A 14,458-nucleotide genomic window follows, 5' to 3' on the forward strand; every position below is an offset into this window, starting at 1 on the left:
TACAAAAAATGAAAAATAATATTTTTAAAAATTTTATACTTGCGGCAACCGTGATTCTGGGTCTTAGTTCTTGTGAAGACAGAGAATTAATTACCATAGCTCCAGAAGCTGCCCCAATTGTAATGGATCTTTCCGCACAAACTTTGGTGTTGGATCCTAATTTTCCATCTAATCCGGCTATTACCGTAAGTTGGGATCCTGCAAAGTTTAATGTGCCTGTAGAAACAAAATACACAGTAGAAATCAGTGCATCAGAAAGTTTTGAGACTAAAGAAATTTTAGGTTCAACCATTCAATCGGTTACTCATCTTTCTTTTTCAAATGTAGAAATGAATAATGCTGCAAAGAAAATTGGTTTTTTACCAGGTGTTGAACAGGAAATGTACTTTAGAGTTGTATCGTTCATTGGTGATAATGATTTTGAGCAAGTTTCAAATGTTACCAGTTTGAAGATTACCCCTTATTTAGCAGCACCTATTTACAAATATGTTGATTTGTACCTTATAGGAGATGCAACTGCAGGAGGTTGGGATAACTTAGCAAGTAACAATAATCTATTACCATTATTAAAATCAACAGAAACTGGGCAATATACCTTTACCGGTTTATTCAAAGTTGGAGGATTTAAAATGATTAAAGTAAAAGGATCTTGGGATGCTCAGTTTGGTTTAGGTTCTGCAGCTGGAATGTTGAGTACTGATGGTGGTTCAGGTGATATCAAAGTATTATCTGAAGGATACTATAAGCTTACTGTAAATACTACAGACCTTACTTATACCTTAGAGCCTGTAGCTGCGCCGACAAAAACTTATACAAGTGTTTCAATAATAGGTTCAGTGAATGGAAATTGGGATACCGATACGCAATTGACACAATCCACTTTCGATCCACATGTTTGGATGGCTCATTCAGTATCGTTACAAGCTGGTGAATTTAAATTCAGAGCAAACAATGCTTGGGATGTTAGTTGGGGAACCAATGCTGAGTTCTTTGGAACTGCAGTACAAGGAGGTGCCAATATTCCTTTAGGCGCAGAGTGGACTTATGATGTGTATTTCAATGATGCAACAGGAGCATATACTATTATTCCAGTTGAGTAATGTTGACTCCTTTAATTCTTAATAAAAATTTTATGAAAAATATATTTAAATATTTATTAGTAGCCATGGTGTCAGCCTTTGTTTTCACCTCTTGCGACCGAAGTGCAGATAGAGACTGGACTACTCCGGAACCTTCATTTACTCTGTATAATACTACTTTAGGAGCTGCAGTTTTGTATCCAACGATGGCTAATAACCCTTTTGTGTTAAGATGGGATAATTCCAAAACTACAAGCGGAACTTACACCGTTGTTGTTTCGAATTCTGAAGATTTTGCAACTAAAGTGGAGTTGGGTACTTCTACTACAAATACCTTAACTACTACTATTGGTGAATTAAATACTGCGATGTTGCAGGCAGGGCTTTCGCCTTATTCTTCGCAAAATACTTATGTAAGAGTAGAAACAGGTTCTGAAGTATCGAATGCCATTAGTTTTATGGTTACTCCTTATCCTTCCGGAAAACCTATAATCAAAAACCCTACTGCAGGTCAATTGATTACATTGAATGCTGATGCGCCATTAGAAACAGCTGCCACTATTCTTTGGTCGGATTATACTTATGGAGTTGCCGTAGATTACACAGTGGAGATTGCTGCTGCTGGATCGACAAACTTTCAAGTATTAGGAACTACTACTGATGAAACTCAGTTGGCGGTTTCTAATTTTACCTTGAATGATATTGCTATCAAAGCAGGACTTCCTGTGAATGTAACATCTTCTGCTGATATTCGAGTTACAGCAACTACAACATCAACAGGAGGTACCATTACTAAAGCTTCCGATATTGTTACCTTTAAAGTTACTCCTTACCAACCTGCTTATGTAGATTTCTATCTTGTAGGTGGTGGTACTGCAGTGGGCTGGAATGCTTCAGGAGCACAGCTTTTGAAAAACACCAATGAAATTTCTGAAATTTATACTTATTTGGAAAACAATGGTGAATTCAGATTCTTAGGTCAACAAGATTGGAATCCTATTAACTACAGTTTAAATGCACCTGGAATTAATGATTCTTATAAGTATTTCAAAACTTGGTCAAGCAATTTAGAGCCTTCAGGAGCGGAAAACATGAAGTTTACCGGAGACTCTGGAATGTATAAAATCACCATTAACCAAAACTCAAGAGACATCACTGTGACTCCTTCTTCAGTTCCTACTTTACCGACCAATGTTTATTTGGTAGGATCTATCCAAGGTTGGAATGCAGGAGCTGCACTTGAAATGACTCAAGTTGGTGACGGTGTTTACGAATATGAAATCGCTGTTCCGGATGGAGCTGAATTCAAATTCCTTGGTCAGCAAGATTGGTCAGGTATGGAATGGGGTAATATCCATGGCGCTGGAAACTCAGGTTTCTTAGGACCAAACGGTGATAACAATAACATTCAATACAATGGTGGTGGCGCTACTTATAAAATTACTGCCAACATCAAATTAGGAACTTATAAATTGACTCCTCAATAGTCTGATTTTTTCCTTAAAATTTTTTAAAAAAAACTGTTGCATTTTAGCAGCAGTTTTTTTGTTTTTTGGGGATAAAAAATGCTCAAAAACTTGGTCATTACTAGCATTTTCTCTAAATTTATTGATTCGAAATAATCATTATGAAAAATATAAAAATCTCAGCACTTTTTCTATTATTAGGAAGTATTTCCCTGAACGCACAATCCCTAAAATCCCCCGACGGAAAGTTTGAAATGAACTTTCAGCTCAAGAGCGGAGTTCCTTATTATAACCTAAAATACCAAGGAAAAACCGTTGTTGAAGATTCTAAATTAGGATTAAGACTTTTGCGAGATGGCGATATTCAGTTTGCTTCCGAAATTGAAAATAAAGACCAAAAAGGCAAAGATTTATCAGGAGGATTTACCAAAACAGCTGAAAAATTTGATTCCAAAAACGAAAGTTGGAATCCAATTATGGGCGAGAAAAAATCGTATGTCAATCACTACAACGAACTTGCGGTAACCCTCAATCAGGATGCGAATGATCGTCATATTGTATTGAAATTCAGATTGTTTAATGATGGACTTGGTTTTAGGTATGAGTTCCCACAACAAAAAAATCTGAACTATTTCATCATCAAAGAAGAAGATTCTGAAATCGATTTGCCAACCGATATGAAAGCTTGGTGGCTTGCCGGAGATTACGATTCTCAAGAATACCAAACTCAGACGACCAATCTTTCGGAAATTCCTGCAAAATGGCCAACTTCCTATGATGGAAATGCTTCGCAAACTTTAATTAAAAACGCGGTTCAAACTCCTTTAATGCTTAAAAAAGAAGGAAAGGACCAATTGTACGTGAACATTGCTGAAGCTGCGGTAATTAATTATCCTGCTTCCAACCTGGAATTGGATGCTGCTCAATTTAAATTTAAAACCCACCTAACCCCTGATGGACAAGGCGCAAAAGGATATATTCAAACGCCGGCGGTTTCTCCTTGGAGAACCATTATTGCTTCCCCAAAAGCGGAAGAAGTTTTGGCTTCGAAAATGATTTTTAACCTTAATGAACCGACTGAATATAAAGATACTTCCTACATTAAACCTACAAAATATATGGGTGTTTGGTGGGAAATGATCATCGGAAAATCCAATTGGTCTTATTCCACAGCGAACAACGTACACATCGGAAAAACCGATTTTTCTAAACTCACACCGAACGGAAACCACGCTGCCAATAATACTAAAGTGAAAGAGTACATCGATTTTGCATCAGCAAATGGTTTCGATGCTTTACTTATCGAAGGTTGGAACGCAGGTTGGGAAGATTGGTTCGGGCACAGCAAAGAATTTGTATTCGATTTCGTGACGCCTTATCCTGATTTTGATATTAAAATGTTGAATGACTACGCTCATTCCAAAAATATGAAACTCATCATGCACCACGAAACTTCGGGTTCGGCAACCAATTACGAAAGATGGGCAGATGATGCTTTCAAATTGATGAACAAGTATGGCTACGACGCTGTGAAAACAGGTTATGTAGGAAATATTATTCCGAGAGGAGAACACCATTATTCACAATGGATGATCAATCATTATTTAAGAATTGCAGAGAAAGCCAATGATTATAAAATCATGGTTAATTCCCATGAATCTGTTCGCCCAACAGGTTTGAACAGAACCTATCCAAACTGGATTGCTGCAGAAGCCGCACGTGGAACTGAATTCGAAGCATTTGGAGGAAATAATCCCGATCACCAAACCATTTTGCCATTTACCCGATTCATGGGTGGACCGATGGATTACACACCGGGAATCTTCCAGACTAAATTCGATTATTATTTCCCAGGTGATAAACGTTTTGTGAAAACTACCTTGGCAAAGCAGTTGGCACTGTATGTGGTGATGTATTCTCCGCTTCAGATGGCTGCTGATTTACCTGAAAACTACGCAAGACATATGGATGCATTCCAATTTATCAAAGACGTTGCTTTGGATTGGGATGATACCAAAATTTTGGCTGCTGAACCAGGAGATTATATCCATACTGCCCGTAAAACCAAAGGAAAAGACGAGTGGTTCGTAGGCGGAATTACCGATGAAAATGCTAGAAACTTCACGGTAGATTTTTCTTTCCTTCCAAAAGGGAAAAAATACGAAGCAACCGTTTACGCAGATGGCGATGATGCGGATTACATCAACAATCCACAGTCTTACAAAATCTATAAAAAAACAGTTACAAGTTCCTCTAAACTACCGATGAAACTCGTGAGAAGTGGCGGATATGCAATTTCTGTTAAAGTAAAATAAACTCAACCACACCTTGCAGGTTTCTTCAACCTGTAAGGTTTTTTTTGAAAATATGAAAAAATCACTTTTGTTTATTCTTATTTCGGCTCTTTCTTTTGGACAAATTCAGAAGGTGGAACCCGCTTTTTGGTGGAAAGGAATGAAGAATCCGGAACTTCAGATTTTAGTTTACGGAAAAGATATTTCTAAATATTCGGTAGAACTTTCTGACCAAATTCAGATTAAAGATTTAACCAAAACCGAAAACCCCAATTATGTATTCATCACCGTGAATACTAATGAAATCAACCGTTCTCTTTTTAAAATTAATTTTAAAGAAAATAACAAAACCGTTTATTCCTATAAATATGAACTCAAAAACAGAAAACCCAATTCTGCCAACAGAGCATCGTACACTTCGAAAGATGTGATGTATCTAATTATGCCCGATCGGTTTGCCAACGGGGATCTATCCAATGACTCCCAAAAAAACCTTACCGATAAAGCTAATAGAAATGCACCGAGCGGAAGACACGGCGGAGATTTGCGAGGGATTATCAATAATCTCGATTATCTTCAAAATTTGGGTGCTACTGCACTTTGGCTGACTCCGGTGAACGAAGACAATGAAAAAAGAACTTCCTACCATGGCTACGCACAAACCGATCTTTACCAAATCGATGGTCGATACGGAACCAATGAAGAATATCTGGAACTTTCCCAAGAATTGCAAAAACGAGGAATGAAGCTCGTTCAGGATTATGTGACTAATCACTGGGGAATTTCGCATTGGCTGATTCAGGATTTGCCTACCAAAGCCTGGATTCACCAATTTCCGGATGGGGAAGGGAAGTATGGTTTCAAAAGATCCAATTACAGAACCACTTCTCAGTTTGACACCAATGTCGCAGAAATCGATAAAAAAGAAGCCTTAAACGGTTGGTTCGATACCACGATGCCTGATTTGAATCAAAGCAATCCTTTGGTTTTGAAATATTTAACGCAAAACGCAATTTGGTGGATTGAATATGCGGAATTAGGCGGAATGCGCGTGGATACCTATCCTTACAACAACAAAGAAGCCATGGCAAAATGGGCGAAAGCTATTACTGACGAATATCCGAATTTCAATATCGTGGGCGAGGCATGGATGTACAGCCCGGCGCATATTTCCTATTGGCAAAAAAATTCCAGGATTGCGGAAATTGATGGCTATAATTCCCATTTACCGGCAGTGATGGATTTTACTTTGTACACCGATTTACCTGTTGCACTGAAGGAAGAAGACGGTTGGGACAAAGGAATGATCAAGCTTTATAATGTATTCGGAAACGATTTTCTCTATCCCGACATCAACAATATTCTCGTCTTTTTTGAAAACCACGATACCGAAAGATTCAATGAGATTTTCAATGGAGATTCGAGGTATTACAAAATAGCACTGACTTTAATTTCCACCGTTCGAGGAATTCCGCAGATTTATTATGGTTCCGAAATTGGAATGCGTGGTGACAAAAATAAAGGGGGTGATGCCGATATCCGAAGAGATTTTCCGGGTGGTTGGAAAGGGGATTCGCAAAATGCCTTTAACCCGAAAACCCAAACTCCTGAGCAACAAGATTTCTATAATTTTACCCAAAAAATATTGAATTGGAGAAAAGGAAAAGATGTCATCCACAACGGAAAAACCAAGCATTATATGCCAAAAGAAAAGGTATATGTCTATTTCCGATACAATGACAAGGAAAAAGTAATGGTGGTTATCAACAACAACGAAAAAGAGCAAACCTTTGATTTAAGCCGTTTCGCAGAATCTTTATCAGGAGTTTCTGCCGGAAAAGATGTGATTTCAGGAAAAGATTTTTCGATCAATCCACAAAATAAACTCACCGTTTCGGGAAAATCTTCCTTAATTTTAGAGTTAAAATAATTCTGAATCCTTTGTGCTAAAAACAAACACTAACCAAAATGATTACTATGAAAAAAATAACTTTTATTGGAATTTTGTTGTTGATTTTCAATTTTTCCGCAACAGTTTCAGCCCAGAAAAAAGGCTTCTACGAAAACGTTCAGAAGAAAAATGTCGCTAAAGTTCTCGACGATTTGAATGCTTTCGCTGCCGCTGCAGATTATACCAATTATTTCGATCTGTATGCCGAAGAATCCACTTTCATCGGAACCGATGCCACTGAAGTCTGGAACAAAAAAGAATTCATGGTTTGGGCAAAACCCTTTTTCGACAAAGGAAAAGCTTGGAATTTCATTTCATTGAAAAGAAATATCACCTTCAGCAAAGATGGCAATTACGCTTGGTTTGATGAGGTTTTAGATACCCAAATGAAAATCTGTCGCGGTTCTGGTGTCCTCGAAAAAATCGGTGGCAAATGGAAAATCCGACAATATGTATTATCGACTACTGTTCCCAATGAGGTGATCGATGAGGTGGTGAAGGCGAAAACTCCTATCGAAGATTCCCTCCTGAAAAATTTAAAGAATCAATAATTTTTGAATATCCAATTTACCTAAAGCATTATGGCAAAAAAAATAAAACCTAACCTCAGTATCGCTCAAATTATCAATATGAGTATGGGGTTTCTCGGAATCCAAATGGCATTTGGTCTGCAGAACGGAAATGCAAGTAGAATCCTCGCCAACCTCGGCGCAGATGTTCACGAGCTATCTTGGTTCTGGCTCGTTGCGCCTATTACGGGCCTTATCGTGCAACCGATTATCGGTCACATGGGCGATAATACTTGGAGTCCGCTCGGACGTAGAAAACCTTACTTTTTAATCGGGGCTGTTCTTTGCGCCATCGGTTTGGTGCTCCTTCCCAATGCAGCTTCTGTTACCCATTTAATCGCAGCCAATGTTTTGCTTTTGGCCGTTATTTTCCTCGCGATGATGGATTTTTCCGTGAATATCGCGATGGAACCTTTCCGTGCGTTGGTCGGCGATATGTTGCCGAAACATCAAGGTACAATAGGGTTTTCGGTACAAACTATTTTGATCGGAATTGGCGCCGTTATCGGTTCCGAAATGCCCAATTGGCTTACCAAACTTGGCGTTTCCAATGTTGCTGAGAAAGGCTTCGTTGCAGATAATGTGATTTATGCATTTTACGTAGGCGCCGCGGTGCTTATTCTTTCCATTCTATACACCATTTTCACTACCAGAGAATACTCACCACAAGAATTTGCCGACTTTTCTGACGATAAGCAAGAGCCGGAACATTCCAAATTCATGGATATTTTCAAAGATTTTGCTACCATTCCGCCTTTGATGAAGAAGTTGGGTGCCGTGCAATTTTTCTCTTGGTTTGCTTTGTTTACCATGTGGGTTTTCACCACAAGTGCTTTGGCGACTCACCATTTCGGTTTAGCGCCCGAAGATACCCATTCCGATGCGTTCAATAATGCCGGAAACCTTACAGGACACCTTTTCGGATTGTATAATTTATTTGCCATTCCTTTCGCATTCCTTTTAACCCCAATTGCCAAGGCGATAGGCAAAAAACAAACCCACGCTTTGGCTTTATTTGCAGGCGGTTTGGGTTTAATTTCCATGTTCTTTATTAAAGACACTGGGATGTTATGGATCTCCATGGTCGGTTTAGGTTTCGCGTGGGCAAGTATTCTCGCGATGCCTTATGCAATGCTTATTGATGCCATTCCACAGCGCAAAATGGGCGTTTACATGGGAATATTCAATTTCTTCATTGTAATTCCGCAAATCATCAACGGAGTTTTCGGAGGCCCGATTGTGAAAAACCTTTTCGGAAATATGGCCATCGACTATGTCGTAGTAGGAGGGATCTGCATGATTGTAGCAGCTGCCGTTACGATGTTTTTAATTAAAGACGAAACCCCAGAAACCCCTAAAGAAATCGAAGAAGAAATCCAGCAGGTGCATTTTTAAAATTGATTTTTGATCAACTACCTCAATCGATCCCAAAAAAATATCATACATTTATAGTCCTTAAAGCCTCAAAAACTTTAAGGATTTTTATTTTTAATATTTTCAAATGAAGTTGATATTCAAGATTTTCACCAAACAAAACACCTTTCTGTTCCTCTTGGCATCGATGGTTTTGCTCGCCAAATTCGTTCCGTTTCGTCCGTCTTATAACCAATGGTTCCCGCTCTCGTCCTTCATCGATTGGGGAATCGCAGGAATATTTCTCTTATATGGTCTCAAGCTCAACCTCAAAGAAGTCTTGAAAGACGTCTCCAATTGGAAACTCCATCTTTTAATTCAGTCCGCAACCTTTCTCCTTTTTCCTTTTCTGGTGTTCATTTTTTATCCCGCCTTTCGAGATACTGCGTATTATAGCATGTGGTTATCGGTGTTTTTCCTGGCAAGCCTTCCTTCCACGGTTTCCTCATCCGTGGTGATGGTTTCTATCGCCAAAGGAAATGTCACCTCTGCCATTTTTAATGCCTCTATTTCTGGGCTGATTGGTATTGTGATGACTCCGCTTCTGATGAGTTTCTTCTTAAATGCAAACCCTGAAAACGCTGACCAAACCGAAATCGTTGAGCAGTTGTTGCTTAAAGTTCTGCTTCCTATTATTTTAGGGATAGCTTTGAATCCTTTCTTTAAAAAATGGGTAACGCGGTATTCCAATATCATTTCAGAGTTCGATCGGCTCATCATTCTTTTGATTGTTTACGAAAGTTTTTCCACCGCATTTATTGAAAATATTTTTGCCTCAGTACCAAGTTTTGTCTTTTTACTCTTGACTTTCAGTGTCGTTTCTTTATTTTTTATGACCTATCATATCATTCAATTCATTGCCAGAAAAATGAATTTTAAACCCAAAGAAATCATCACGGCAACCTTTTGTGGTTCCAAAAAATCCTTGGTACATGGTAGTTTGTTTTTGCTTGTTTTAGGAATTCCGGATGATCAGAAAGTGCTTTTCCTTTTACCGGTGATGATTTATCATAGTTTTCAATTGTTTTATGTAAGCTGGCTTGCCAACAAAATTGCCCAACGAAATCCTCAGGAATCAGAAGCATTTTAAAGCTTTGTTCTTACCTTATGTCAATGGTTTTGAAACTTATAAATGGTAGATTTGTATCATTATAAATCATTAAAATATACCGTTATGAAAACAATATATCACCAAGCAGAAACCCGTGGCTTCGCAGACCACGGTTGGTTAAAATCCCATCACACTTTTAGTTTTGCCAACTATTACAACCCAGAAAGAATGAATTTCGGTGCTCTTCGCGTTTTAAACGACGACCAAGTAGCTTCAGGAATGGGTTTCGGAACTCATCCACACCGAGATATGGAAATTATTTCCATTCCTTTGGAAGGCGATTTGGAGCATAAAGATTCTATGGGAACTACAGCAGTAATCAGAAAAGGAGAAATCCAGGTAATGAGCGCCGGAACCGGAGTCATGCACAGCGAGTATAATAAAAATAAAGACGAGCTTGTAAAGTTTTTACAGATTTGGGTGATCCCGAATAAGATGAATGTTACCCCGCGTTACGACCAAATCAGCATTAAGGAAAACGAAAAAATCAACGATTTCCAACAAATTCTTTCGCCAAACACAGAAGATGAAGGCGTTTGGATTCATCAAAATGCATGGTTCAATATGGCTAATTTTGAAGCTGGAAATGCTAAAGAATATCAAATTCATCAACCCGGAAACGGCGTTTATATTTTTGTTTTAAAAGGTTCCGCAAAAGTTGGCGATCAAATTTTAGAAACCAGAGACGGCTTCGGAATTTGGGAAACCGAAAGTTTTACTTTGGAAGCATTAGAAAATTCAGAAATTTTATTGATGGAAGTTCCGATGAATATTTAAAATAGGTATCTTTTAAAAAAAATTGAAACAATGAAAATACTCGCTTTTGCAGGAAGCAATTCTACGGTATCGATCAACAAGAAGCTCGTTACCTTTGCTTCTACATTCTTCTCGGAAAATGAGGTGGAAATTTTAGATTTAAATGATTATGAAATGCCCATCTACAAAAGAGAAATCGAACTCGAATCCGGAATTCCGCAAACCGCATTAGATTTTGCGGCCAAGATTGACGCTTCTGATCTGATTTTGCTTTCCACCCCGGAAAACAACGGAAACTTTTCGGCAGTTTTCAAAAACTTGATGGATTGGATGTCTCGTATTAAAGGCAGAAAGATTTTTGCTGAAAAACCGATGTTTCTGATGGCAACTTCCGATGGAGCAAGAGGCGGAGCCAGCGTTTTAGAAATCGCTGAAAAAAGATTTCCTTTCGATGGAGCCAAAGTTTTAGAAGTATTTTCGCTCCCAAAATACAGCGAAAGTTTTGATCCTGAAAAAGGAATCACCCACGAAGAAAAACTCGCCGAACTGAAAGAAAAAGCAGAAAGCGTAAAACAAAAATTGAATTAAAATAGATAAAAAAAAGAAGCTGCCTCAACACTGAAGCAGCTTTTTTTTGTATCCAATTTTCAAAGTGGTGAAAAATTAAATTTTGTTAATATTTACAAACTACGCTGGTTGATTGACAATTTTTGACGCAATTCATTATTATATTTGTTAAAAATTAAAATGATATGCAGAAACTCACTCACCTTATGAAAGTGATGCGCGAATATCTTGCATCACAAATTTTTATCGATAAAAGTATTCTTTAAACCAATCAAATTGTTTTTTTTAAAGTGAAAATCATTCACCAAATCCCATATCTATATTAAATTAAAAAGAAATCCGCCTCAGTTCTGAGACGGATTTTTGTATTAAGCTTGTTCCGCTTTTTTCTTTTTTACAAATCGAAAAGCTCTTTTAAACAGCATGAATATCGGAACCATAATCAAACCAGCGATGATTCCGAGCAATGCTTCCCTCACTGTCGATGGTACATCCGGCAAGAAATGATGGTGAAGCCAATCGATATTGTGAGCAAAAATTCCACCGGCAACCAAGATTAGAGCGACAGTTCCTACAATTCCTAAAAGTTTAATCACCCAAGGAAGCGCCTTTACCAAAAGTTCGCCCAAGGTGTTGATGAACCCTTTTCCATTTGATTTTCTGATGAGTTTATAACCTGCATCATCCATTCTTACAATCAATGCTACAATTCCGTAAACCCCAACTGTTGCAATAATCGCGACGATAGAAACAGTTAGAATTTCTACCAAAAGTGGGTTAAATTGAGATTTTAAAGTTTCAAAACCATCTTTTGCAGAAGCCAAAGCAATAATTACAATTTCCAGGGAAAGAATAAAATCGGTTTGAATGGCTGAATTTACTTTTGCTGCTTCTTCCTCTTCACCGGCGTTGCTTGGTTCTTCGATTTCTTCTACTACTTCGTGGCCTGTTTTTCTTCGGTGAATGATGAATTCAATAATCTTTTCAACGCCTTCATACGCAAGATAAAGTCCACCCAAAATCAAAATGATCGTTATTGCGGGAGGATAAATCCATTGCAACAGAAACACCACCGGAACGATGATGAGTTTATTGATAAAGGAACCTTTCATGATTTTCAGCAAAACCGGAACTTCACGAGAAGATAGGAATCCGGTCGCTTTCTCAGCGTTTACGGCAAGATCATCTCCTAAAATTCCTGCAGTTTGTTTGGTTGCTAATTTCGACGTTACCGCGATGTCGTCCATCAAAGCAGCAATATCATCTAAGATCGCAAAAAAGCCTGAAGCCATATTGTATTTTTTTATGTTGAGCAAAAATAGGAATTTCAATGACAATTCAGCTCTTTATGGTTTTATAAAACCTTCTTTTTTCAATTCCATTTTTTCTTTTCACAGAAAAATCTTATTTTCGCAGAACAAAATTTGTATCCTTGAAACCGAAAAAAATACATTCCCAGAAAGAGAATTTCCAAAATATTGGATGTGTAATTTTCGCCAAAAAATAATAATGAGCCGACGTCTGTATGATTGTCGGCTTTTTTGTTCTCGGATTTCATTGAAATTCAAGTTTTGATGATCGTAAAATTTAATAAAAAGTAAAAATGAGCAATACGTACAAATCCGCAGGAGTTGACAAAGAAGAAGGTTACAAAACTGTCGACAAAATAAAATCGGCAGTTGCCGAAACCCACAACGAAAATGTATTGAACAATTTGGGAAGTTTCGGTGCTTTTTACCAGATTGGCGGTTACCAAAATCCAGTTCTGGTAAGCGGAACTGATGGAGTAGGAACCAAGCTGAAAGTCGCTTTAGATTCGAAAAAATATGATTCCATCGGGGTTGATTGTTTTGCGATGTGTGCGAATGATATTATTTGTCATGGCGCGAAGCCTTTGTTTTTCCTTGATTATTTGGCTTGTGGAAAACTCGATTCCGATATTGCAGCCGAAATTGTGATGGGAATGGTGAAAGCCTGCAAAGACAATAATTGTGCGCTCATCGGTGGTGAAACAGCCGAAATGCCTGGAATGTATCAAGCCGGAGATTATGATGTAGCTGGTTTCTGCGTAGGAATTGTAGAAAAAGATCAAATTATCGATGGTTCCAAAATCAAAGAAGGAGACCAAATTATCGCATTGCCAAGTTCCGGTTTTCACAGCAACGGATTTTCTTTGGTAAGAAAAATTTTCCCTGATTTTAATGAAGAGTTTGAAGGAAAACCTTTGTATGAAACACTTCTTGTTCCTACGAGACTCTATTATCAGCCGATTCATAAAGTTTTAGAAGAAGTAAAAATTTCCGGAATTGCCCATATTACTGGTGGTGGATTGATCGAAAATGTTCCGAGAATTATCCCAGAAAATCTTTGTGCGAAGATTGATACCTCAAAAATAAAAATTCCGAGCATCATGCTGGAACTTGAAAAACGTGGAAATATCGAAAGATCAGAAATGTATGGAACCTTCAACATGGGCGTTGGAATGGTGATCGTGGTGGATGAGAATCACGCAACGAAAGTTTTGGATTTGCTTGAAGATGCTTATGTCATCGGAGAAATCGTCAATGATTCGGAACAAATAATTTTAATGTAACCATTTATAAATTTAACAATTTAACAGTTTACCATTTTTTGATACATTTTTTAGATTGTTAAATTATTACATTATTACATTATTACATTATGAAGAACATCGTTATTTTAGTTTCTGGTTCCGGTTCCAATCTTCAGCGGATCATCGATGCGATTGAGCAGGGTGAAATTCCGAATGCCAAAATTGATTTGGTAGTTGCTGATCGTGAATGTTTTGGTTTGCAAAGAGCCGAAAACCACGGCATCAAAAATATTTTAATCAAAAGAGGAAAAACTTTTTCCGAGAATTTAGCGAAAGAAATTCCTGAAAATACAGATTTAATTGTCCTTGCAGGGTTTTTATCGATTTTGAATAAAGAATTTGTAGAGAATTTTAAAGGCAAAATTATTAATATTCATCCTTCACTTTTGCCGAAATTCGGTGGAAAAGGAATGTGGGGACATCATGTTCATGAAGCGGTTTTGGAAGCGAAAGAAAAAGAAAGTGGTGCGACCGTTCATTTTGTAACTCCCGGGATTGATGAAGGCGAAATTATTCTTCAAAAATCATTTGAGATTTCAGAAGGTGAAACAGTGGAAACTTTAGCCCAAAAAATCCATCAAGTGGAATATGAAATTTTCCCGAAAGCGATTAATAAAGTTTTAGCAGATTGATTTCTA

12 protein-coding genes are annotated in these 14,458 nt (G+C 37.8%); 11 read left to right on the plus strand and 1 reads right to left on the minus strand.

Annotated features, from left to right (window positions below; translation table 11 throughout):
* The first annotated feature begins 8 nt into the window (after positions 1–8).
* The 9 genes from NOV28_RS01070 to NOV28_RS01110 all read left to right on the plus strand — a co-directional run bounded on the left by NOV28_RS01070 (position 9) and on the right by NOV28_RS01110 (position 11,227).
* On the plus strand, positions 9–1,100 hold the full coding sequence (locus NOV28_RS01070; protein WP_255926668.1) for a SusE domain-containing protein: 1,092 nt from the start codon (positions 9–11) through the stop codon (positions 1,098–1,100).
* A 32-nt stretch (positions 1,101–1,132) separates the two neighbouring features.
* Positions 1,133–2,566, plus strand: a complete 1,434-nt coding sequence (locus NOV28_RS01075) for a SusE domain-containing protein (protein ID WP_255926670.1) — start codon at positions 1,133–1,135, stop codon at positions 2,564–2,566.
* Between the two features lie 140 nt (positions 2,567–2,706).
* Entirely contained in the window at positions 2,707–4,860 is a 2,154-nt protein-coding gene (locus NOV28_RS01080) for a glycoside hydrolase family 97 protein (protein WP_255926672.1), read from the plus strand.
* 52 nt (positions 4,861–4,912) lie between these two features.
* Positions 4,913–6,769, plus strand: coding sequence for a glycoside hydrolase family 13 protein (locus NOV28_RS01085; protein WP_255926674.1), 1,857 nt, complete (start codon positions 4,913–4,915; stop codon positions 6,767–6,769).
* Between the two features lie 47 nt (positions 6,770–6,816).
* Positions 6,817–7,341, plus strand: a complete 525-nt coding sequence (locus NOV28_RS01090; protein ID WP_255926676.1) for a nuclear transport factor 2 family protein — start codon at positions 6,817–6,819, stop codon at positions 7,339–7,341.
* A gap of 30 nt (positions 7,342–7,371) precedes the next feature.
* Positions 7,372–8,754 carry an MFS transporter gene (locus NOV28_RS01095; protein ID WP_255926678.1) on the plus strand — a complete coding sequence of 461 codons (1,383 nt, stop codon included), beginning with the start codon at positions 7,372–7,374 and terminating at the stop codon, positions 8,752–8,754.
* 106 nt (positions 8,755–8,860) lie between these two features.
* Entirely contained in the window at positions 8,861–9,862 is a 1,002-nt protein-coding gene (locus NOV28_RS01100) for a bile acid:sodium symporter family protein (RefSeq protein ID WP_255926680.1), read from the plus strand.
* 84 nt (positions 9,863–9,946) lie between these two features.
* Entirely contained in the window at positions 9,947–10,660 is a 714-nt protein-coding gene (locus NOV28_RS01105; RefSeq protein WP_255926682.1) for a pirin family protein, read from the plus strand.
* Between the two features lie 30 nt (positions 10,661–10,690).
* Positions 10,691–11,227, plus strand: a complete 537-nt coding sequence (locus NOV28_RS01110; RefSeq protein ID WP_255926684.1) for an NADPH-dependent FMN reductase — start codon at positions 10,691–10,693, stop codon at positions 11,225–11,227.
* 347 nt (positions 11,228–11,574) lie between these two features.
* Here the strand turns inward: NOV28_RS01110 and NOV28_RS01115 are convergent, their stop codons facing one another.
* On the minus strand, positions 11,575–12,498 hold the full coding sequence (locus tag NOV28_RS01115) for a DUF808 domain-containing protein (RefSeq protein ID WP_255926686.1): 924 nt from the start codon (positions 12,496–12,498) through the stop codon (positions 11,575–11,577).
* 311 nt (positions 12,499–12,809) lie between these two features.
* Between NOV28_RS01115 and purM the strand changes: the two genes are divergently transcribed.
* The gene (gene purM, locus NOV28_RS01120; protein ID WP_255926688.1) at positions 12,810–13,799 is read left to right on the plus strand and encodes a phosphoribosylformylglycinamidine cyclo-ligase; all 990 of its coding nucleotides are present in this window, start codon (positions 12,810–12,812) and stop codon (positions 13,797–13,799) included.
* An 89-nt stretch (positions 13,800–13,888) separates the two neighbouring features.
* Positions 13,889–14,452, plus strand: a complete 564-nt coding sequence (gene purN / locus NOV28_RS01125; protein ID WP_255926690.1) for a phosphoribosylglycinamide formyltransferase — start codon at positions 13,889–13,891, stop codon at positions 14,450–14,452.
* Positions 14,453–14,458: the final 6 nt, after the last annotated feature.

The organism is Kaistella montana, from assembly GCF_024436175.1.
In the GTDB taxonomy this organism is placed as follows: Bacteria; Bacteroidota; Bacteroidia; order Flavobacteriales; family Weeksellaceae; genus Kaistella; species Kaistella montana.

Coding starts and splice junctions, on each gene's coding strand:
- NOV28_RS01100 (WP_255926680.1), top strand. CDS start 8,861: ATGAAGTTGATATTCAAGATTTTCACCAAACAAAACACCTTTCTGTTC.
- purN (WP_255926690.1), top strand. CDS start 13,889: ATGAAGAACATCGTTATTTTAGTTTCTGGTTCCGGTTCCAATCTTCAG.
- NOV28_RS01115 (WP_255926686.1), bottom strand. CDS start 12,498: ATGGCTTCAGGCTTTTTTGCGATCTTAGATGATATTGCTGCTTTGATG.
- NOV28_RS01080 (WP_255926672.1), top strand. CDS start 2,707: ATGAAAAATATAAAAATCTCAGCACTTTTTCTATTATTAGGAAGTATT.
- NOV28_RS01070 (WP_255926668.1), top strand. CDS start 9: ATGAAAAATAATATTTTTAAAAATTTTATACTTGCGGCAACCGTGATT.
- NOV28_RS01075 (WP_255926670.1), top strand. CDS start 1,133: ATGAAAAATATATTTAAATATTTATTAGTAGCCATGGTGTCAGCCTTT.
- NOV28_RS01090 (WP_255926676.1), top strand. CDS start 6,817: ATGAAAAAAATAACTTTTATTGGAATTTTGTTGTTGATTTTCAATTTT.
- NOV28_RS01110 (WP_255926684.1), top strand. CDS start 10,691: ATGAAAATACTCGCTTTTGCAGGAAGCAATTCTACGGTATCGATCAAC.
- NOV28_RS01085 (WP_255926674.1), top strand. CDS start 4,913: ATGAAAAAATCACTTTTGTTTATTCTTATTTCGGCTCTTTCTTTTGGA.
- purM (WP_255926688.1), top strand. CDS start 12,810: ATGAGCAATACGTACAAATCCGCAGGAGTTGACAAAGAAGAAGGTTAC.
- NOV28_RS01095 (WP_255926678.1), top strand. CDS start 7,372: ATGGCAAAAAAAATAAAACCTAACCTCAGTATCGCTCAAATTATCAAT.
- NOV28_RS01105 (WP_255926682.1), top strand. CDS start 9,947: ATGAAAACAATATATCACCAAGCAGAAACCCGTGGCTTCGCAGACCAC.